19 protein-coding genes and 1 tRNA gene are annotated in these 20,496 nt (G+C 54.9%); 17 read left to right on the forward strand and 3 right to left on the reverse strand.

Annotation, left to right across the window (positions count from 1 at the left end; genetic code table 11):
- Positions 1-324 precede the first annotated feature (324 nt).
- The 10 genes from PXG97_RS13020 to PXG97_RS13065 all read left to right on the forward strand — a co-directional run bounded on the left by PXG97_RS13020 (position 325) and on the right by PXG97_RS13065 (position 7,315).
- Complete coding sequence (locus PXG97_RS13020) at positions 325-1,083, forward strand: ThuA domain-containing protein (protein ID WP_276498185.1); 759 nt, start codon at positions 325-327, stop codon at positions 1,081-1,083.
- 132 nt (positions 1,084-1,215) lie between these two features.
- Positions 1,216-1,668 (forward strand): hypothetical protein, encoded by a 453-nt coding sequence (locus PXG97_RS13025; RefSeq protein WP_276498186.1) that lies wholly within the window; start codon positions 1,216-1,218, stop codon positions 1,666-1,668.
- Between the two features lie 9 nt (positions 1,669-1,677).
- On the forward strand, positions 1,678-2,148 hold the full coding sequence (locus tag PXG97_RS13030) for a hypothetical protein (RefSeq protein ID WP_276498187.1): 471 nt from the start codon (positions 1,678-1,680) through the stop codon (positions 2,146-2,148).
- A 25-nt stretch (positions 2,149-2,173) separates the two neighbouring features.
- Positions 2,174-2,998 (forward strand): carboxypeptidase-like regulatory domain-containing protein, encoded by an 825-nt coding sequence (locus PXG97_RS13035; protein ID WP_276498188.1) that lies wholly within the window; start codon positions 2,174-2,176, stop codon positions 2,996-2,998.
- 146 nt (positions 2,999-3,144) lie between these two features.
- Positions 3,145-3,229: transfer RNA gene (locus PXG97_RS13040), tRNA-Leu, on the forward strand.
- Positions 3,230-3,455: 226 nt separating this feature from the next.
- Positions 3,456-4,445: an enolase C-terminal domain-like protein gene (locus PXG97_RS13045; protein WP_276498189.1), complete on the forward strand. Its 990-nt coding sequence runs from the start codon at positions 3,456-3,458 to the stop codon at positions 4,443-4,445.
- Positions 4,446-4,585: 140 nt separating this feature from the next.
- A complete protein-coding gene (locus PXG97_RS13050) occupies positions 4,586-5,035 on the forward strand; it encodes a MarR family winged helix-turn-helix transcriptional regulator (RefSeq protein ID WP_276498273.1) in 450 nt (149 codons plus the stop codon).
- A gap of 28 nt (positions 5,036-5,063) precedes the next feature.
- Positions 5,064-5,714 carry a YceI family protein gene (locus tag PXG97_RS13055; RefSeq protein ID WP_276498190.1) on the forward strand — a complete coding sequence of 217 codons (651 nt, stop codon included), beginning with the start codon at positions 5,064-5,066 and terminating at the stop codon, positions 5,712-5,714.
- Positions 5,715-5,764: 50 nt separating this feature from the next.
- Entirely contained in the window at positions 5,765-6,430 is a 666-nt protein-coding gene (locus PXG97_RS13060) for a YceI family protein (RefSeq protein WP_276498191.1), read from the forward strand.
- 123 nt (positions 6,431-6,553) lie between these two features.
- Positions 6,554-7,315, forward strand: coding sequence for a DUF6503 family protein (locus tag PXG97_RS13065; protein ID WP_276498192.1), 762 nt, complete (start codon positions 6,554-6,556; stop codon positions 7,313-7,315).
- A gap of 275 nt (positions 7,316-7,590) precedes the next feature.
- On the opposite strand, the gene PXG97_RS13070 is transcribed toward PXG97_RS13065, so the two are convergent.
- On the reverse strand, positions 7,591-8,136 hold the full coding sequence (locus PXG97_RS13070) for a hypothetical protein (RefSeq protein WP_276498193.1): 546 nt from the start codon (positions 8,134-8,136) through the stop codon (positions 7,591-7,593).
- 331 nt (positions 8,137-8,467) lie between these two features.
- Positions 8,468-10,633 carry a S9 family peptidase gene (locus PXG97_RS13075; protein ID WP_276498194.1) on the reverse strand — a complete coding sequence of 722 codons (2,166 nt, stop codon included), beginning with the start codon at positions 10,631-10,633 and terminating at the stop codon, positions 8,468-8,470.
- Between the two features lie 230 nt (positions 10,634-10,863).
- Between PXG97_RS13075 and PXG97_RS13080 the strand changes: the two genes are divergently transcribed.
- The 7 genes from PXG97_RS13080 to PXG97_RS13110 all read left to right on the forward strand — a co-directional run bounded on the left by PXG97_RS13080 (position 10,864) and on the right by PXG97_RS13110 (position 19,312).
- Positions 10,864-11,151, forward strand: coding sequence for an ATP-dependent Clp protease adaptor ClpS (locus PXG97_RS13080; RefSeq protein WP_276498195.1), 288 nt, complete (start codon positions 10,864-10,866; stop codon positions 11,149-11,151).
- 19 nt (positions 11,152-11,170) lie between these two features.
- Positions 11,171-11,779 (forward strand): recombination mediator RecR, encoded by a 609-nt coding sequence (gene recR / locus PXG97_RS13085; protein ID WP_276498196.1) that lies wholly within the window; start codon positions 11,171-11,173, stop codon positions 11,777-11,779.
- Between the two features lie 421 nt (positions 11,780-12,200).
- The gene (locus tag PXG97_RS13090; protein ID WP_276498197.1) at positions 12,201-14,072 is read left to right on the forward strand and encodes a T9SS type B sorting domain-containing protein; all 1,872 of its coding nucleotides are present in this window, start codon (positions 12,201-12,203) and stop codon (positions 14,070-14,072) included.
- A gap of 15 nt (positions 14,073-14,087) precedes the next feature.
- Positions 14,088-15,089, forward strand: a complete 1,002-nt coding sequence (locus tag PXG97_RS13095) for a PorP/SprF family type IX secretion system membrane protein (RefSeq protein ID WP_276498198.1) — start codon at positions 14,088-14,090, stop codon at positions 15,087-15,089.
- 209 nt (positions 15,090-15,298) lie between these two features.
- Entirely contained in the window at positions 15,299-16,513 is a 1,215-nt protein-coding gene (locus tag PXG97_RS13100) for a pyridoxal phosphate-dependent aminotransferase (protein WP_276498199.1), read from the forward strand.
- Entirely contained in the window at positions 16,513-17,532 is a 1,020-nt protein-coding gene (locus PXG97_RS13105; protein ID WP_276498200.1) for a bifunctional heptose 7-phosphate kinase/heptose 1-phosphate adenyltransferase, read from the forward strand. The genes PXG97_RS13100 and PXG97_RS13105 overlap by 1 nt, the downstream gene beginning before the upstream one ends.
- Positions 17,513-19,312 carry a TrkH family potassium uptake protein gene (locus PXG97_RS13110; RefSeq protein ID WP_276498201.1) on the forward strand — a complete coding sequence of 600 codons (1,800 nt, stop codon included), beginning with the start codon at positions 17,513-17,515 and terminating at the stop codon, positions 19,310-19,312. The genes PXG97_RS13105 and PXG97_RS13110 overlap by 20 nt, the downstream gene beginning before the upstream one ends.
- Before the next feature lie 77 nt (positions 19,313-19,389).
- On the opposite strand, the gene PXG97_RS13115 is transcribed toward PXG97_RS13110, so the two are convergent.
- Positions 19,390-20,490 carry a porin gene (locus PXG97_RS13115; protein ID WP_276498202.1) on the reverse strand — a complete coding sequence of 367 codons (1,101 nt, stop codon included), beginning with the start codon at positions 20,488-20,490 and terminating at the stop codon, positions 19,390-19,392.
- Between the last annotated feature and the right edge of the window lie 6 nt (positions 20,491-20,496).

The following is a 20,496-nucleotide window of genomic DNA, read 5'->3' on the forward strand; positions in this document are numbered from 1 at the left end:
TCTGGTGTGAGTAGGTGTGGTAGCGGGAATAATTGGATTATACTGAAATAAATATGCTTTGGTTGCTTGCGGTATGTGTTTGTTGTGTTGGGATTTAGGATGTTGTAACACGCTTGTTGCTGCAGGTAGCTTACTGGTCTGAAAAAGTATTGCACCTGCTTTGTATGAAGTATAGCGTTTTGCGTTTAAATTATTGCACTTTTATGCTTTTCTGTTGAGGCCTTTCAGTAAGGGGCAACGCCATACATACTTGTGTTCCAGGTGTTGCTCCCTTTTAGTTTAGCCGCTTATATCCTATATTTAAAGTATAACCCACAGATCAACATGAAAAACAAGCCTGCACTTTCTGCTTTATTACTGCTGCTTGCCTTCGGCGTCTTTTCCTGTTCATCGGCAGATTCTGACGCTGCTGCCGATCAGGCACAGAAGCGTGAGGAAAAGATTCTGGTGTTCTCTAAAACCAGCGGCTACCGGCATGAGTCCATCCCGGCAGGCAAGGCGGCGCTGCTGCAGCTAGGGAAAGAGCACCAGGTGAGGGTGGATACCACCGAAAACGCCGCCGTTTTTACAGCCGATTCGCTGGCACAGTATGCCGCCGTAGTGTTTTTGAACACCACCGAGGAGGTGCTGAATGCGGAGCAGCAAAGAGCCTTTGAGAAGTATATCAGGTCGGGCAAAGGGTTTGTGGGGGTGCATGCCGCCACCGACACCGAGTATGACTGGCCCTGGTACAACAAACTGGTGGGCGCCTATTTCGCCAGCCACCCCGAAGTGCAGCAGGCCGCAATCGATGTGCTGGAGAAGAACCATCCCGCTACCGCACACCTGCCCGACCGCTGGGAGCGCCAGGACGAGTGGTATAACTTCAAAAGTATGAACCCGGATGTGCATGTGCTGGCTAACCTGGATGAGAATAGTTACAAAGGAGGCGGGAACGGAGCGCAACACCCCGTTGCCTGGTACCACGAGTACGATGGCGGGCGCTCGTTTTACACCGCGCTTGGCCATACCCAAGAGAGCTACAGCGAGGAACTCTTCCTGCGGCATTTATGGGGCGGCGTTAGGTATGCCATAGGCGATTAGTTGCTGCCAATGGCTTGTTTGATGGAGAAGGATGTAAGCTGGATCCAACCGCAGCAAACATAAATTGCTTTCGCCTTGCAACCCTTCCCCATAGTTTAGGGCTCTTTCTGGTAAAGCAACCACACCAGAACCATGGCCAATTACCTTCTTCCCTTTCTGCTGACACTGCTAACGGTGACCCAATGCCAGCGCGACGAAGTGCCGCCGCAGGAAACCAGGCTGGGAGAGGCCTTTGTACTGGAGCAAGGGGAGCAGCTGAAGCTGACTAGCGGTGAAACCATCCTGCTGGAGCTGAAAGTGGAGGAGGTAAGCGACTCGCGCTGCCCCGAGGATGTGGTATGCGTGTGGTATGGCAATGCGGCTGTGAAGCTGAAAGTATACGGCAGCAGTGGGAGGAGCCAATCCCTTAGCTTCTGCATCGGCGACTGCAAGCCAGAGCCACTCCGCAACAAGCACACCTTAACGGCCGAGGTAAACGGGCAGGAGTACGAGATCACACTGCTCGATGTGCTTCCTTTCCCGAACACCGAGCAGCAACAAGATGCAAACAAGCAGGTGAAGCTGCTGGTGAAGAAAACTGACTGACAGCTGCCCATGTTATACCCGCTACTTATCGCCCTGAACCTCTGCTTTTCTGTTGTAAGTGCCCCTTCGCCGCGGCAGGTACAGGTGGGGGAGAGTTTCATGTTGCCGCTACGTGGCCAGGTGCAGGTGCACGACAGCCTCTCCGGAAGTATAACCACCCTCACCCTGACCAAGCTCACCGACAGCCGCTGCCCCACAGACGTGCTGTGTGTGCAGGCTGGGGAGGTGGTGGCGCAACTGCAGGCAAGTGCAGGCGACGCAGCTCCGGTGCAGACGCTGGACATTGCCAGGGCGGCCACGCCTTATGCCGAGGGAAGCGCCCCTGCCACATCAAGTATAGCAGAGAAGTATGAACCGGCGGCAGGCTTTGGCAAAGGCTATAAGCTGCTCTTGCTGCAGGCCCTGCCGTACCCCGAGGCAAAAACCGCTTCTAAAGCCAACCAGGTGCTGCTGCGCGTCGTGCGCGTGGGCACTAACTAAGTATAATCACCCTTCTTCTACAGCAATGAAAAACAAACTTACACTCCTCCTGCTCCTGTTCGTTTTTACGGCGGAGGCACAGCACATCCAACTTCAGGGCCGGGTATTGTCCGGTGAAAGCCAGCAGCCATTGCCTTACGTCAACATCGGGATCCGAAACAAGAACATTGGCACCGCCTCTGATGGGCAGGGCCGGTTTATACTTTCCCTGCCGCAGCAGCACGCACAAGACACGCTCACCTTTTCGGCGGTTGGCTATCACGAGCTTTCGGAGCCGGTGCAGGTGCTGGCAAGCAGGGAGCCGCTGGAGTTAAGGCTGCAGGAGAAGGTGACCAGCCTGCAGGAGGTGGTGGTGCAGCCCCGAAAGCTAAAGATCAGGAAGCTGGGGGTGACAGGCCGCCTTCCGGTAATATGGGGAAACCCTGACCAGAAAGAAGCCAAAGACGTCTACGAGTTCGCCAATTACATCGCGGTCAAAGAGACACCATCCAGGCTGCTGTCGGCGCACTTTTACCTCACCAGTTCCAAGCTGGACTCCGCGTTGTTCCGCATCAACCTGTACAAGTCCGAAAATGGCCTGCCCGGCGAGCGGCTGGTGGAGCAGCGCATCATGCAGAAATTGTCTACCAAACAGGGGTGGATAAGCATAGACCTGGAGGCTTTTAACATACACACGGGGGAGGACTTCTTTCTGGGCATCGAGTATCTGCCTGCTGAGGGAGTGGACAAATCGGCCATCATGCTGGGCGGCAAGCTAGGGGGCTCCAGCTACTCCCGCAAAGCAAGCCTGGGCACCTGGGAGAAGTTTGTGGGGGCCAGCCTGAGCGGCTATGTAACCGTGATGCAGTAAAAATGCTGGTTAACAGGATGTTGTGTGGTATTTGAAGGTGGCTTGTACTTTATGAAAAAAATATCCTCCTCAAGAGGTATTGCATATAAAAAACTGCTTAGTATATTTGCAGTACCAATCCTTAACCGCTGGTTGAGGGGCGAAATGCGCAAGTGGCGAAATTGGTAGACGCGCTGTCTTCAGGCGGCAGTTCCGCAAGGTGTGAAGGTTCGAGTCCTTTCTTGCGCACCAAAAGAGGCTAATCGGAAACGGTTAGCCTCTTTTTTTGTCCCTATCCCTTTTACCTCCCTTCTCAAGCAAAGCCTGGCACCTGCTTCTGCAACCGTGCCTTCTCCTGCCCCGCAAGGCATGGCTAGGGCCAGCATAGCTGCGTTTTGAGCTATATCTGCAACAAAAGTGGCAATATCGGGTTAAAAAGTGCAATTTAAGCGACACAACACCCAAACCCCTATACTCTATGCTAAAGTGGCACATCGAAGTACTGCATCTAAAGCTTAAGCCTGTGGCCGCCCCGGCCAATGGTACCCCGGCTACCAGGGTAAATTTTCTGGTGCAGGTATCGGACGGGGAGTTTAGCGGCTTTGGAGAGGCGGCCCCCGATGCGCGCTACGGCGAGACCCCTGAGCTGCTGCTGCAGCAGTACAAGGTGCTGCTGATGGGTGGGCTGCCACAGGTGCAACGCATGGAGGAGCTGCTGCAACTGCTGGAGGAGCACCCGCCGATCAATGCGCTGCGGTTTGCCATAGAGGCGGCTTACCTGCATTATTTCTGCCAGCACAAAGGCATACCGGTGCACCAGCTGCTGGGCCAGCCAGTGCCGCAGCCGCAGGCTACCTGCTTTTCGCTTCCTACCCTGGAGCCGGAGGAGGTGCATGCGTACCTGGCAAAGTATGATCTGACCCGCTTTCGCTACCTTAAGCTGAAAGTGGACCCGGAGCAGGGGCTGGACCTGGTGGAGGAGGTGGTGCGCGCCACAGAGCAGCCGCTGGTGCTGGAAGGCCACGAGAGCTGGCTGGACCCGGAGGAGCTGCTCGACTTCCTGCACTCCCTGGAGCGCGGCCGCATCCTTTTTATGGAGCAGCCTATGCCGGTAGCCAAAGCCGCCGCTTATGCGCAAATCAAAAACATTAGCCCTATCCCGCTTGTTGCCGATGAGTCGGTGACGGACATTGCCGACTTTGAGCTGCTGCGCACGCAGTTTCATGGCGTAAGCATAGCCCCTATGCGCGCCGGAGGCTACCTGAACACGGTGCGGCTGCTGCAGGAGGCCAAAAAGAACAGCCTGATGACGGTGCTTAGCACTGGCATTGAGACCTCTCTGGGTACCTGGAGCGCCATGCAGCTGAGCAGTGCCTTTAACTTTGTGGTGCTCGATGGCTTCCTGATGCTGGAGGATGAACCGTTTGGGCTGGTGCTGGAGCGGGAGGGCATCCTATACTTAAAGTAGCCGGATCGGGGCCGAAGGGCTGTCACGGTTCTTGCTAATCAACACCTTATCGAAACTTTTCTGAATTATTTTTGTTGATGTGTTTGTACATTAAATGTATGTACATATATTTGCAACGCGATTCAGAAGTATTAGCCGTGATGAAGATAGAAGACGAAATAAAACAAAGCGCTTTTAAGAACGAGTACCAGAAGGTTTACATCAACCTGGTGTACACGGCTGGTTTCCTGGAGCAGAAGCAGGCGGCGCTGTTTAAGCCCTATGGCATAACGCTGCCGCAGTACAACATCCTGCGCATCCTTCGGGGGCAGCACCCAAAGCCGGCTACTATCAGCCTGTTGATAGAGCGCATGCTGGATAAAACCTCCAATGCCTCCCGCATTGTGGACAAACTGGAGGCGAAGGGGCTGGTAACGCGCAAGCAGTGCCCTGCCGACCGCCGCACCGTGGATGTGCTTATCACGGACAAAGGCCTGGAGCTGCTGCTGCAGATGGATGGCCTGGAGGGAGGCAAAGGAACCGGCGTCATGAACCTGACCGAGGAGGAGGCCATGCAGCTAAACACGCTGCTGGACAAGATCAGAGACTAAAAAACAACTATATCCCAAACCTAAACCGATGAAAAAGTACGTTATTCTTGCCTCTCTTGCTGGTACGCTGTTCTATACGGCCCACGCCGGCAACACAAACTCAGGGGCAACTGCTGCCGAGGTGGCAGCCCCAGCCAAGGCTCGTGCTTACAAAGTAGACGTGGCTACCAGCGACCTGAAGTGGCACGCCAAAAAAGTAACCGGTGAGCATCTGGGTAACCTTGCCCTGCAGTCCGGCGAGATGTTGGTGAACGGGAACAAGATTGTGGGCGGCACCTTCGTGATCGACATGAACGCCATTACCTGCACCGACATCAAGGATGCCGACTACAACGCCAAACTGGTGGGCCACCTGAAGTCCGACGATTTCTTCAGCGTAGACAAGCATCCGACGGCCACTTTCAAGATCAGCAGCGTGAAACCGATCGCCAATGCTGCGGCCGGTAAGCCAAACGCCACCGTTACCGGCGACCTGACCATCAAGGGCATCACGAACCAGGTTACTTTCCCGGCCACTGTTTCAGTGAAAAACGGGGTTGCCTCTGCCAAGGCCGATGTCACCATCGACAGAACCAAGTATGATGTGCGCTACCGCTCCAACAGCTTCTTCGAGAACCTGGGCGACAAGGCCATCTACGACGACTTTACGGTAACGCTGGACGTGACAGCCAAGCAGTAACCGATCACATAGTTAAATCAATCCTTCCCATACTTTTAGTAAAATTGAAAATGAAAAGAACAGCAATCTATGCATCTTTTGTTGCAGCCTTGTTTTTCACGGCTTGCGGCTCTGAAACAGATAACACAACCACTGAGACAACTGCCGTAACTTCTGAGGCTCCTGCTACTGCCGAGGGCGAGACTTACCAGGTGGCGCAGGACCAGAGCAACGTGAAGTGGCACGGCACCAAAGTGGGTGGCGAGCACATGGGCGAGATCGAGGTGCAGAGCGGTGAGCTGATTGTGAACGGCGACCAGCTGACTGGCGGTACTATCGTGATCGACATGAACACCATCACGAACACCGACCTGGAGGATGCTGAGTACAACGGCAAGCTGGTGGGCCACCTGAAGTCGGATGACTTCTTCGGCGTGGAGAAATTCCCGACGGCTACGTTTGAGATCACCAGTGTTTCCCCTGTTGCTGACGCCGCTGCCGGCCAGCCAAACTACAACGTAGAAGGTAACCTGACGATTAAGGAGACAACAGAGAAGGTGAGCTTCCCGGCCACTGTTACTGTTAACGAAGGCACTGTAAACGCCAAGGCTGACGTGAAAGTGGACCGCTCTAAGTACGATGTGCGCTACGGTTCTGAGACCCTGTTGGGCGAGCTGGGCGATAAGGCCATCGCTGACGAGTTCACCATCACCTTCGATGTAACCGCCAAAAAATAAGTTTAAGTATTGCATTGTCCCTAAAACCGTTCCGGCCCTGGTTGCCGGGGCGGTTTTTCTTTTTAAACTAGCCGCTGCTGCCTACCTTTGGAGGCAGTATGGTTCTCACCCCAAGCACACCCGATGACAAAGTATACTTTTCTGCTGCTAGCCTTAGTGGCACTTTTCTTTACAGCCTGCTCCTCTCAGGAGAAACTGGAGGGCTCTGAGGCGCAGGCCATCGTGGACGCAGCCATTGCGGCCCATGGCGCCCAAAAACTGGATAAAAGTGTGGTCTCCTTTAAGCTGCGCGACATACAGTACCGTGCCCTGCGCGATAACGGCGCCTTTGTGTACAGCCGCACCTTTACCGACTCCACTGGCCAGCGCATCCACGATGTGCTCAGCAACAGCGGCTTTAAGCGCACTGTGGGTGATGTGGAGGTGAACCTGCCGGAGGAGAAGCAGCAGGCCTACAGCAACTCCGTGAACTCTGTTGTATACTTTGCGCTGCTGCCCTACTTCCTCAACGACCCTGCCGTGCAGAAGACTTACATCGGCGAGGCGAACGTAAAGGGAGAGCCGTACCAGAAGATAAAAGTTACCTTTGCCCAGGAAGGCGGCGGCGAAGGCTACGAAGACCAATACGTGTACTGGTTCCACAAAGACCGCCATACCATGGACTACCTGGCCTACAACTTTAAGGAGAATGGGGGCGGGTCCCGCTTTCGGGAGGCGACTGCCGTGAACGAGGTGGGCGGCGTGCGCTTCCAGGATTACAACAACTACAAGACCAGCGACCTAGACTTCCCGATCGATAACTACGACAGGGCTTTTGAGGCCGGCAAGCTGGAGAAGGTATCCGAGATAAACCTGGAAGAGGTGCAGGTGCGGGAGCTGGAGTAGTATACCTGAGCCGGTTTTCCGGAACTTATACTTGTAGAGGCGCAAAATTTGCGCCTCTTTTTGTTTTTGAGATCCGCCTGCGCACTTGCTTCTGGCGAGTGCGGGCTACACCACGGCCTCTGGCCGCTAGAGTTTATACTTTATGCTTCAGCCTATACTTTATACTTGGTTTGTAACACGGCGGGCCACCACAAAGCACCGCACATCCCGAAAGCGTTCGGGACGAGGGTAGTTTTATTCACTCATGCACTCAGTCACTCATGCAAAACTCAGTCCTACTCCACCTCGAACTCCTTGGGCAGGGCCACCGTCAGGTGCTTGGGGCGGCTATGGATTTGCTGCAGAAACCCGTCGAGCTCCGACTTATACTCCAGGTGGTAGTCTTCGTGCAGGTTTTTGCGGATGAGCTGTAGGGTGCGCAGCAGCAGGCGTGCCGTGGCCGTGTAAAAGCCTTTGTAGTAGCTGTCGAACTGGCCGGTGAAGTTCTCGAAGATGAGGCGCAGCGTGTACAGGTGCAGGTCTACCTCGGCTTTAGGCTCTTTGGTGATGCGCTTGAAGCGGGCAATTTCCTTGGCCGACTTGCGCAAGGCCTTGGTAAGTGCTTTGCTCAGGCTGCGGCCGCTGGCGTTGATGAGGAGCTCGTGAATCTTGTCGGCGGCCTCCTCATACACCTCCTCCAGCGTAACCTCCTCCAGGAGCTCATACTTCAGGATATCGTACAGCTCAGCATCGCGGCGGGCGGCACGAAGTATAATGGCTTCTTTTTCTTTATCGCTCAGTTGCTTTACGGCCTGGCGAAAGGCGGGTGATACGGCTGGCATAGGGTAAAGTATAAATCTGCTGCAAAGGTACGCAATTCAGCGGTTTAGGGGAAAGTATACTCTGGATAGGAGATAAGCTTAAACTCAATTGTACAGTGCCTGCTAAACGCCCCCGCTCACCTGCAGCAAGTACGCGGAATGGCGCGGTCTCCGGCTGCTATAAGTATAAGTATGAGTATAAGTGGCGAGACGTCACCAGATAGTGCTCGCTCGCTGTAGACGAGCGGGGGCACCGGTGCTTGTAAAGTCTTTTGTCCTTTGTCTAAATGTCCTTCTTCCTAAGTATAAAAAGAAAGGGCGCCGATACATGCAGCGCCCTTTCTTTTTATACCTATAAATTGTCATCAAAGTACTGCGTGACCTTGCGCATCAGGTGCACCCGGTCTTTGCCCCGCACGTTGTGGGGGTGGCCCGGGTACACGAAGTAGTCGAGCAGGATGCCTTCGTCCACCGCTTTTTTCAGGAACTGGAGGCTATGCTGCCACACCACCACATCGTCTACCGTGCCGTGGATCATGAGCAGTTTGCCCTGCAGGTTTTTTACGTGGTTAAGCAGGTTGGCATCCTCGTAGCCTTTGGGGTTCTGCTCCGGCGAGTCCATGTAACGCTCGGTGTACATCACCTCATAATATTTCCAGTCGATCACCGGCCCGCCGGCCACGCCTACCTTAAACACGCCCGGGTGGCGCGTCATCAGCGAGGTGGTCATAAAGCCGCCGAAGCTCCAGCCATGCACGCCCAGGCGCCCGGTATCCACGTAAGGCAGCGACTTGAGGTACTCCACACCGCGCAGCTGGTCCTGCATCTCCACCGTACCCAGCTGGCGGAACGTTGCCTGCTCAAAGGCCAGGCCTCTGTCCGAAGAGCCGCGTGAGTCGAGGGTAAAGACGATGTAGCCTTTCTGAGCCATCAGGTGCATCCAGAGGTTGGCGCCGCCCAGCCAGCTGTTTGACACCAGCTGCACATGCGGGCCGCCATACACATACACTACCACCGGGTACTTCTTGTTCTTGTCCAGGTTCGGAGGCGTGATCATGCGGGCGTACAGTTCGGTGCCGTCCTCAGCTTTAATCGGGAAAATGCTCGTCTCGCCCAGGTTATAGGCGGTAAGCGGGTTAGGGGCCGTCAGCAGCGTTTGCTCTACTTTGCCGTGCGTGTTGAGCACCATAATTTTGCGCGGCACCTCACGGCTGCTGTAGTTGTCCAAAATATACCTGGCGTCGGGGCTGAGCTGGGCGCTGTGCACGCCGCTGCCCTGCGAGATACGGCGGCTTTTGCCGTTACGCAGGCTTACCGCGTAGGTGTGGCGCTCCAGCGGGCTCTCGGCCGTGGAGGTATAGTATAGCTCGTCGCCTTTCTTGCTGAAGCCATGGATGTCGGTTACCATCCAATTGCCTTTGGTGAGCTGGCGCAGCTGCTTGCCGCTGGTGTCGTACAGGTATAAATGGTCGAAGCCGCTGCGCTCGCTTACCCACACAAACTGGTCGGGCTTGCCCGGCACAAAGTATAACCCGTGCTCCGGCTCCACATACTTCTCCTGCTTCTCTTCAAAGAGCGTGCGCTCAAAGGCGCCGGTCTGGGCGTTGTAGCGATTGAGCTTCAGGTGGTTCTGGTCGCGGTTGAGCACGGCGATGTAGATATGCTTCTCGTCCGGGCTCCAGGTGATGTTGGTCAGGTACTGCTCGGCCGGCTCACCGGTTTGCAGGTAAATCGTTTTGCCGGAGGCCACATCGTACACGCCCACTGTCACGTGGTGGCTCTTGCCGCCCGCCATAGGGTACTTAATGTTGTTGAGCTGCGCCGGCAGCGGCGCTACATCCACCAGCGGGTAGTCGGTGACCATACTCTGATCCATGCGGTAAAAGGCCAGTTTGCTGCCCGTTGGCGACCAAAACGTGCCCTTGGTGATGCCGAACTCAGAGCGGTGCGCCGCCTGCCCGTTCACAATGGCGGCGTCTTCCTCCTGTGTAATGGCCACGTCCTCCTTGCCCGGCACCGACAAGTATAAATTGTTGCCTTTGGTGTAGGCCAGGCGCTGCATGGTCGGGTCCAGTTCCTTGTACTCCGCTTCTTTGGCGTAGGTCATCACAACGCGCGCCTTGCCCGATTTGAGGTCATAGCCGATGATGCGGTTCTGCACGTCCATCACCATATTGCTGCCGTCGCGCCAGTACAGGGTCGGAAAGGTACTGAGCTTCTCCGCGCCTGCGGCCGTTACGGCGGCGTTCAGCTGCTCCAGCGTCAGGATGTCCTGCTGCCTGTCGGAGGTGGCGTTGCCGCGCACGAGCGCCTGGTTGCCGTTGTCTGCCTTGATGTAGGTGAAGTCGCTGGTGCCGGCTACCCACTGCAGCTGGCGCAGGTTCTGGGGCTGCAGGGCCGGGTTGACAACGGCATCCTCCATGGTCAGCACCTTGTCCTGGGCCTGTAGCTGCGCGGTGGCTACCACCAAAAGCAGGAGCAGGCACAGCCGCTTTTGCAAGTATGAAATATTCATCATTTGTAAGTATAAACAGTGTGAAAATAAGGTATGCAAGAAACGCTTAATCTGCCTTTTAAACAAAGACCACAGCCCGGTAGCCGCTAAAGTATGAACGGAAACAGGGAATCATACCTGCCCGCATTTTGTTAAAATCCATGCGCCTTGCACGTACAAAAAGGCGGCGGAACAGGCGGTTATACTTAGCCGCCACACTTCTTTTAGTGGGTAAAATTTAGTAATTTTGCAGTATGAATTGGGATACAGATATTTTTCATAAAGAGGAGTTTGACGTTGAATTGCTCGAAGAAACCACCGACCTGCGCAACCTGGTGGTCTACAACGACGACGTGAACACGTTTGACCATGTGATTGACACGCTGATCAAAGTATGCGGCCACACGGCCGAGCAGGCGGAGCAGTGCACCATGCTGATCCACTACAAGGGCAAGTGCACCGTGAAAGTAGGTTCTTTCGAGGAATTGAAAGGCATGTGCACGGCGCTGCACGACAAGGACCTTTCAGCGGATATAGAGTAGAGGAGGAGCTGCAGGATTAATGGAATTTCCTTCTAAACTTATTGAGAACGCCGTTGAGGAGCTGGCGAAGCTTCCCGGTGTGGGCAGAAAAACTGCGCTCCGCCTGGCCTTGCATATGCTTAAACGGGAGTCTGAGGATACGCTCTCGCTGGCAGAGGCGCTGGTGAAAATGCGCACCGAGGTGAAGCACTGCAAGGAGTGCCACAACATCTCCGATACAGAGGTCTGCTCCATCTGTGCCAACCCGCTCCGCGACCGCACGTTGCTGTGCGTGGTGAGCGACATCCGCGATGTGATTGCCATCGAGAACACCTCCCAGTATAAAGGCCTGTACCATGTGTTAGGTGGCGTTATCTCGCCTATTGAGGGTGTAGGCCCATCCGACCTCTACATTGAGTCACTGCTGGAGCGCCTGCCGCAGTCGGAGGTAAAGGAGATACTGCTGGCCATTAGCCCGACCATGGAGGGCGATACCACGGCCTTCTACCTTACCCGCAAGCTACGCGACTTTAACCTGCGCATCACCACCATTGCGCGTGGCGTGCCGGTGGGAGGCGAGCTGGAGTATACCGATGAGGTGACGCTAGGCAGGAGCATCGTGGAGCGTACGGCTTACGGTAAAGTATAAGATCAATACAAAAGTGTAAAAAAGGCTGCAGCTAAACGCTGCAGCCTTTTTTTGTGCCTGCCTTTCTACAAACATACTCTCATATCTTAATATATAGATTAAATTTTTGCAACATTTTTTAGACTAAACCAAAGCACCCTTGGAACCAAATATAATATAAATAAGTATGTGTAGGATAAAGTTGTAGTAATAGCCATCGGTGCCTATGAAAGCATCACCTTTACCAAAAAGTAAACTTATTGTTAGACAGCCGAAGTACTTGCCTGCTACGCTGCTGCTGTTCCTTTGTTTTTACACATTCGCCGCCCCTGCGAAAGCAGCGGGAGGCATTCCCCTGTCATTAGAGGTTGCTCCCTGTTCAACTGCCGTAAAGCCCAAAATTAAACTTAACGGCCCATCCACCATCTGTGCTGGCGGTAGTGTGCTGCTCACGGCCAGCCCGGGCAAAAGCTATAAGTGGAGCAACGGCGCTACCTCACAGTCCATTACGGTTACCCAAACGGGAGAGTATGCCGTGGAGGTGGTAGACGATAATGGCTGCGTGGGCAAATCGGATGTGGTGAAGGTGGAGGTGTCTGCAAAGTTGGCCGCTCCCAAGATTGAGTACACGGAGCCACTCATCGTGTGCGGGAAAGGAAGCTTAAAGCTGCGAGTGTCCGAGCAGGAGGGTGCGGCCTATGTCTGGAAAAAGGATGGCGTGCCGGTGCACGACAGGTCAAACGAGTTCACAGCCACCGAGGCTGGCGTGTATACAGTGGAGCTCTCAAACTTCTGTGGTTACGTGCGCAGCTCAAACAAGGTGGAGTTTGTCATCCAGCAACCCTTGCCTGTCTTTGAGGTGGCCGCGGCCGGTAAGCTGGTGTTCTGCAGGGGAGGCAACGTGAAGCTGTCGGTGCCGGAGTACAAGAACGTGACGTATGCCTGGTTTTTAGATGGCAAACCCATTAGTGGCAGCAGCCACACGCTACAGGCCACCGAGGCAGGAGCTTATACGGCAGCCATCACGAGCGAGTGCGGCACGTTTAAGAGCAGCAACAGCCAGCGGGTAGAACTGCTGGGGCTGCCCGAGCCACCTGCTGCCGAGCATGTGGTGGGTTGCACCAAGTCTTCCCTCACTTTAAAGGCCTCTGGAGGCAAGGACGGCATGTACAGGTGGTATACCGCTGCGAAAGGCGGGGATGCCATACCAGGTGCGAATGGGGCATCCTTTACCACCCCGGTTCTTTCTGCATCAGCAACTTACTATGTGGCTGTTACCAACGGGCAGTGCGAGAGCGAGCGTGTGCCGGTAGAGGCGGTGATTGGCACGAAGCCAGAAGTGGCTACCATAGAAGCAAAAGGAGAACTGGAGTTTTGTGAAGGTGGCGCAGTAGAGCTTTTCAGCACAAAGGCTCACAAAGACGTGGAATATATTTGGCTGCGCGACGGAAAAGAGTACGCCAGCGGATCCAATAGCTTGCAGGCCACAGAAAGCGGTGTGTATGCTCTAAGACTACAGAACAAGTGCGGGGCGACGATCTCCTCCAACAGTATAAAAGTGAAAGTATGGCCAGCGCCTGAGGCGCCTGTGGTGCACGATGGCGTTTCCTGTGGGGCTGGCAAGGTGCTGCTTTCTGCTATTGGCGGCACTGACGGGGAGTTCCGGTGGTACGAGGATGCCACCTCTGCCACAGCCATAGCCGGCGCTACAAAAGCTGCGTTCGAGACACCGGCACTCCAAAAATCGCGCACATACTATGTCGCTATCGTCCGGAACGGCTGCGAAACGGAGCGGGTGCCGGTGCAGGCGTTTGTGTACCCTGTGCCTGTGGCCTCGGCCAGCGTGCAGAACCCGGAGATAAATGCCGGCGACAGCACCAGACTGAATGGCAGCGGCGGCGCAAGCTACAGCTGGAGCCCGGCGGCAGGGCTGAATGACCCGACCAGCGCCACGCCCGTAGCTACCCCGGAGAAGACCACCCGTTACACCTTAACGGTGCGCAACGAGGAAGGCTGCGAGGACACGGTAAGCGTGGTGGTGAACGTGCGGCAGCTGCTGGAGATACCCAACGCCTTTTCCCCGAACGGCGACGGCGTGAACGATACCTGGGAGATTAAGAACATAGAGTACTACCCACAGGCCAAAGTCGAGATTTACAACCGCTGGGGCAACCTGGTGTTCGAGCAAACCAACTACCGCAACGAATGGCACGGTACCTACCGTGGCGCGGCGCTTCCCGTCAGTACATACTTTTATGTGGTTACCGTGCCCGGCAAAGCCAAATTCACTGGCTACCTGAATCTTGTGAACTAAGTGATACCTGCCCCTATGAAGCAACTTATACCATTTCTTCTGATCTGCCTTTTGCCCTTGCCAGTGCTCGCGCAGCAGAAACCGCAGTACAGCCAGTACACCATTAACAATTATTTACTAAACCCGGCTATAGCAGGCATCGAGGACTACGCCGATGTGAAGGTAGGCAGCAGGTCGGCTATGTCGGGGGTGGAGGGGGAGCCTGTTACCCACTACCTGAGCGCACATGCCCCTATTGGTTACACCTCCCGGGGCGGGCGCAAAAGCACAGGCCGCAGGGCTCCGTCCTTCGGGGGGAGCAACCGGGGCGGGCGCGTCAGCGAGCGGTTCAGGCCACACCATGGCATCGGTATACTGGCCGTGCACGACAGGTTGGGGGCCTTTTACAGAACAGAGGCAAGTATGGCCTATGCCTATCACCTGGCCCTGTCGCGGGAGATACGGCTCTCAGGAGGCATCGGTGCCGGGCTGATCCAGCAGCAGCAGCGTGCCAGCGAGCTTGCCTTTGCCAATCCTGGCGATGCGGCTAACACCAGCTGGAACATGGTAAAGCCTAACCTGTCGGCTGGGTTGTGGCTGTATGGTAGCAATTTCTACATCGGCACGTCTGGCACGCAGTTGCTGGGCAACTCAGTGAATTTCGACAACTCTGTGGAGGACCGGAACCTGCTGTACGAGCACTATTTTCTTACGGGCGCGTATCGTTTTAACGTGACGGAGGAGATAAGCCTGGTGCCTTCCATGATGCTGATGTGGCTGCAAACCGTGCCGGGTTCCGTTGACTTCAACTTGCGGGCCATTTACCAGGACCGGCTCTGGGTCGGCGGCTCCTACCGCCAGAACGGCAACTTTGGGGTGCTGGCGGGTGTCACCATCAACCACATCTTCGATTTAGGCTACGCCTACGATAGGGGCGTGGAGGCAAACTACGGCATGGGCAACGGCAATCACGAAGTGGTGCTGGGCATGCGCATCTTCAACAAGGCCAAAGTGCTCTGCCCGCAGAACCTGTGGTAAGGCCGGTCGGGCAACGCTATACTTATATGGGCAGGCCACAAGCTCCTGGGCAGCGCCTTCCCCTGCAGCCGGATATTGTATCGGCTATGCACATGTGTTGCATCCATGCTGAAAATACTGGGGCAGAGAAACTACAAATTTTGATATTCCCTTCTGTTACTGGAAAGTCTGTGGCATTATGAGTAAATTGCCGGCTTAACACGAAGCATATGCAAGAAACAGAAGAAGCGAAAGCAGTCCTTTCTGATAGAATATTATCCCTGGCTGAGTCTCAGACCATTGCCATGGCCAAAAAGGCCCGGGAGTTGGCAGCCAAGGGTTACGATGTGATCAACCTGAGCTTTGGCGAGCCTGATTTCCAGACGCCGCAATACATTAAAGACGCAGCCAAGCAAGCCATCGACGATGGGTTCACTTTCTACACGCCGGTGCCTGGCTACCCGGAGCTGCGCGAGGAGATATCCAAAAAGTTTAAGCGCGACAACAACCTGGACTATGCCCCGGACCAGATCGTGGTGTCCACGGGCGCCAAGCAAAGTATCGCCAATGCGGTACTGTGCCTGGTAAACCCCGGCGACGAGGTGGTTATCTTTTCGCCCTACTGGGTGTCGTACGAGGAGATCGTGAAGCTGGCCGAGGGGGTGCCCGTGCCGGTAATGGGCCGCCTGGAGAACGACTACAAGGTGACAGCCGAGCAGTTGGAGAAAGCTATCACAAGCAATACCAAGTTGGTGATGTACTCTTCGCCCTGCAACCCAACAGGTGCCGTGTTCGATGAGGAAGAACTGATGGCCATTGCCCGCGTGCTGGAGAAGTACCCGCAGGTGCACGTGATCGCGGACGAGATTTACGAGTACATCAACTTCGGCGGCAAGCACTTCAGCATGGCCAACATCGATTTTATACGCGACCGCGTGGTGACAGTGAACGGCTTCTCGAAAGGCTATGCCATGACGGGCTGGCGCGTGGGCTACCTGGCTGCGAGCCGTGAGATTGCCTCCGCCTGCGATAAAATGCAGAGCCAGATTACCTCCGGCACCTGCTCTATTGCCCAAAAAGCCGCCGCTGCTGCCCTGAAGGGTGGCAACGCCAGTGCCCTGGAGATGGCCGAGGCCTACCGCCGCCGCCGGGACCTGGTGCTGGACCTGATGAACGAGATCCCTGGCTTCAAAACGTACCTGCCCAACGGGGCTTTTTACATCTTCCCGGATATCAGCGCCTATTTTGGCAAGCAGTATGAGGGCAAAACCATTGAGAGCGCCCTGGACCTGAGCATGTTTATACTTAGCGATGCCCATGTGGCCGTGGTGAGCGGTGAGGCGTTTGGTGCCCCACAGTGCATCCGCTTCTCGTTTGCCACTTCCGACGAAAGACTGAAAGAGGCGCTGCGCCGCATCAAGAACAGTCTCGCAAAACTGCAGTAATGAATCAATATAATAGCTTAGAAGGCATTTTTGAGGCTTTCAACAGCCTTAAAGTGCTGGTGGTGGGCGACGTGATGATCGACTCCTACCTTTGGGGCAAGACCTCCCGCATCTCGCCAGAGGCTCCCGTGCCGATCGTAAACGTGGTGAAGCGGGAGAAGCGCCTGGGCGGTGCGGCCAACGTAGCCCTGAACGTGCAGGCCATGGGTGCCCTGCCGCTGCTGTGCTCCGTTATCGGGGATGACCAGGACGGGGCCGATTACCTGCGCCTGATGGAGGAGAAAAGCTTGCCGACAGAAGGCATTGTGCAGAGCCCGGAGCGGGTAACCACCATCAAGCACCGTATTATTGCCGGGGCACAGCAGCTGCTGCGCGTAGACTCCGAAATAGAGCACAACCTGACGGATTATGAGGAGCGCCACCTGGAGGAGCGTTTTCTGCACCTGCTGGGGCAGGCTGATGTGGTGATCTTTGAGGACTACGACAAGGGCGTCTTTTCAGAGCAGAACATCAGGCGCTTCCTGGAGCTGGCCAACCAGCGGGGGGTGCCGAGCGTGATCGACCCGAAGAAAAAGAATTTCCTGAGTTATGTGGGCTGCACGCTGTTTAAGCCGAACCTGAAAGAGCTGAAAGAGGGCTTGAAAGCTGACTTTGCCGATGAGAACCTGCCTGCCTTTGAGGATGCCGTGGAGGAGCTGCAGGAGCGCCTGCAGGTGAAGCAGGTGCTGGTAACCTTGTCCGAAAGAGGCGTGTTTGTGGCCGATGGCAAAGAGAAAACGTACATCGAGGCGCACCGCCGTTCTATTTCTGACGTATCAGGTGCTGGTGATACCGTAATCAGCATCGCAGCGGTATGCATGGCGCTCAAGACTTCAGTACAATTTATGGCCGGCCTTAGCAACCTGGGCGGAGGCCTTGTTTGCGAGCAGGTAGGCGTGGTGCCCATCGACAAGCAGCGGTTGTATGAGGAGGCACAGCGTATAAAGCTGTTTGAAACACATGAATACAGAAACGCTTAACCGGGTATTGTATGACAGTAAGCTGACCGCGTATAAGATTATGCGCCGGACAACTTACGTTCTAACCATTCTGGCTATCGGCTTGCTGGTGCTGGCGCACGGGGTGGTAGAGGATCCGACGCAGCTTCGGTTCCTTTTTTATGCCATCGATGGCATCCTGGCCGTTTTTGTGATCATTTATTTTCTCCGCATACTTTACACGTTTGAGCGGGTAAAATTTCTGCGGCGCACCTGGTTCGAAGGTGCTTTAATGACGATCGTGTTCCTGAACCAGGTGTTTACCTATGGCTTTGGGATACCTCTGATCTACAACGTCTTTGAGGGCGTGGGCATTCCGCTTTCGGTGGAATGGTACCGGGTGCTGGTATCCATGTACATGCTGGTGTTCCTGCTCGTAGAGCTGCTCGAGACGCGGGTGCACCTGAAAACCCTGCAGCTTAAGCCTTCCATCACCTTCCTGCTGAGCTTTATATTCCTGGTCCTGTTGGGCACCGGGCTGTTCATGCTCCCGAAGATGACGAATGCCCCCGATGGGATTCGGTTTCTGGATGCCTTGTTCATGGCCACCAGCGCTTCCTGCGTTACGGGCCTGGCTGTAGTGGACCCGGGTACTTATTTTACCTTCCCAGGCCAAGTGGTGCTGTTGTTGCTCATACAGATGGGGGGCTTGGGTATCCTTACCTTCGCCACCTTCTTTGCCTCGCTCATGCGGCAGGGTATTGGCGTGAAGCAACACGTGGCCATGCATGAATTACTGGATAGCGAGTCTTTGTTTTCCGCCAAGGGCCTGCTGCGTAACCTCATCTTGCTTACGTTAACCATAGAGGGAATGGGGGCCGTAATGATTTTTATGAGCTGGGGGCCGGAGGTGCCATTCGTTAACCTGGGCAGCAAGATCTTCTTTTCCGTGTTTCATGCCGTGTCTGCGTTTTGCAATGCCGGTTTTTCCTTGTTTCCGGAGGGGCTTTACACTAATCCTGTGCGGTTTTCTTATGTGCTGCATTTAGTGGTGTCCCTGCTTATTATCTTTGGCGGGCTGGGTTTCCCGGCCATTATTGATATATTCTCGCCAGCCGCTATGCGTGCGCGTATGGCGGCACCATGGAAGAACTGGAAAATGCTGACCCGGGTGATTGTTTATACTTCTGTTGTATTAATTGCTGTGGGTACAGTCGGCTTTTTTCTGTTGGAGTACTTCAACACCTTGTCGCAGTTAACCTTTGCCGAGGCCTTGATCGTCTCCTTCTTCCAATCAGTAACTACGCGTACCGCAGGGTTTAACACAGTGGATATTTCCGCCTTGAGTGTGCCAACTTTGGTGATGTTCATGTTCCTGATGTTTATCGGGGCATCGCCCGGGTCTACGGGTGGGGGCATCAAAACCACCACGTTTACGGTTGTGCTTTACGCCGTGGCCGCCACCGTGCGGAACAAGCGTAATATGGAGATCGGGCACCGCACCATTCCGCATTCTGTGGCCTATAAGGCCTTCACCGTGTTTATATTCGCCTCCATCGTGAACATTGTGTTCATCTTCATCCTTTCCATTTCAGATCCGCAGTACGACATCATTAACCTGGCTTTTGAACAGGTGTCGGCTTTTGCCACGGTGGGCCTGAGTACGGGTATAACGGCAGGTCTTTCGGATGTGGGCAAGAGTGTGATTATCCTTTCGATGTACATCGGCAGGGTGGGGACCCTAACCTTGGCGCTGGCGCTGAGTACCAGGGCGTCCTCTACCGCCTACAAGTACCCGGCGTCGCACCTGGCCATTGGCTAAGGGGAAGTGCCACGTGGCAGGACAGGAAGCTTAAACTAGAATAGAGAGGTCCGGTTGTGTGCTGCAGCCGGACCTCTCTATTTGGTGATTTTGAGTGCGATGGAGCTGGTAATGAAAAGGTTGGTCTCCGTTAAGGAGGCTCCTTCCGAAAATGTTGGCTTGCTGCCGTTCAGCCACCTGCCTTCGAGGCGACAGATTATATTGGGTCTTGGAGCGTAGTCTGTGTTCAGCGAAAAGCCGCTTACCTGGAAGCCTGCTGGTGAAGGTATGATCACTCCTTTTTTATCCTGATAATACTCTGCCCTGCCTGCCACGGACCAAGCGCTGCTGAGTTTATACTTTGCTATCGCTACCGGGCTGTACCAGACATCATAGTGGTTGCTGCCTTTCTGCTCCTGTTGCAGCCCAATGTCAAAACCAGTTATAAGTATAAGTTTTTCTGAGATGCCGAGCTGTGCGTAAAGGTTATTAAAGTAGCGCATCCTCCTGTTGCTGTCGGGATCGTCGGTGCCAATAAAGGTGCTCCAGTTAAGGGCAAGGGCTTGGGATGGTGAGTAGTTTACCTGCGTGCCGAAGGAAGGGAGAGAGTTGCCCGGTACCCGCTTTATCCGCTGCCAACCATTCGCCACTACTGCCGCCACGGTCCAGGCAGGAGTTGGGGTGTAGGTAAATTTCGCACCAGAAAGAAAGTAGGGCGAGTTCTCGGCCAGTAAGGAACGGGTAAGGGTAAGGTTGTCCGCTAAAACGGCACTCTCGAACCCTATGTGGGAGCCCAATATACCTGCGTCCAACCAAAGCCGCCGGTCCGGGGTGATGGCGATTCCCGCATTGGCCTCAAATACGTGCTGCAGCAGCTCCTCCTCTGCCGCATAGTTGTCCATGGCATAGGTACCCGCCTGAAGCGCTATGTTTCCGCGGTACCTCGGGTGGTTAACAGATACTTTAAGCAGAGCAAGGTTCAGGTTAAATTCATTGTGCCTGTTGTGGTTGTACAGGAACGGCTGTCGGTAACCAAGCGCTGGCTCATTAAAATCATAGGCATAAAAAATGTCGGCAAACCCGGTGAAGCTAACTTCTGGGCTTGCCGACGCTGTTGTATCCGTCTGAGCAGATGCGGGCAGGAAGAGCAAAAGAGCAAGAAGCAACGTGAAACTCTGCCGTATTTGCCTGCTGCCCATTTCCGC

Source organism: Pontibacter litorisediminis (assembly GCF_029360645.1).
Lineage (GTDB): Bacteria > Bacteroidota > Bacteroidia > Cytophagales > Hymenobacteraceae > Pontibacter > Pontibacter litorisediminis.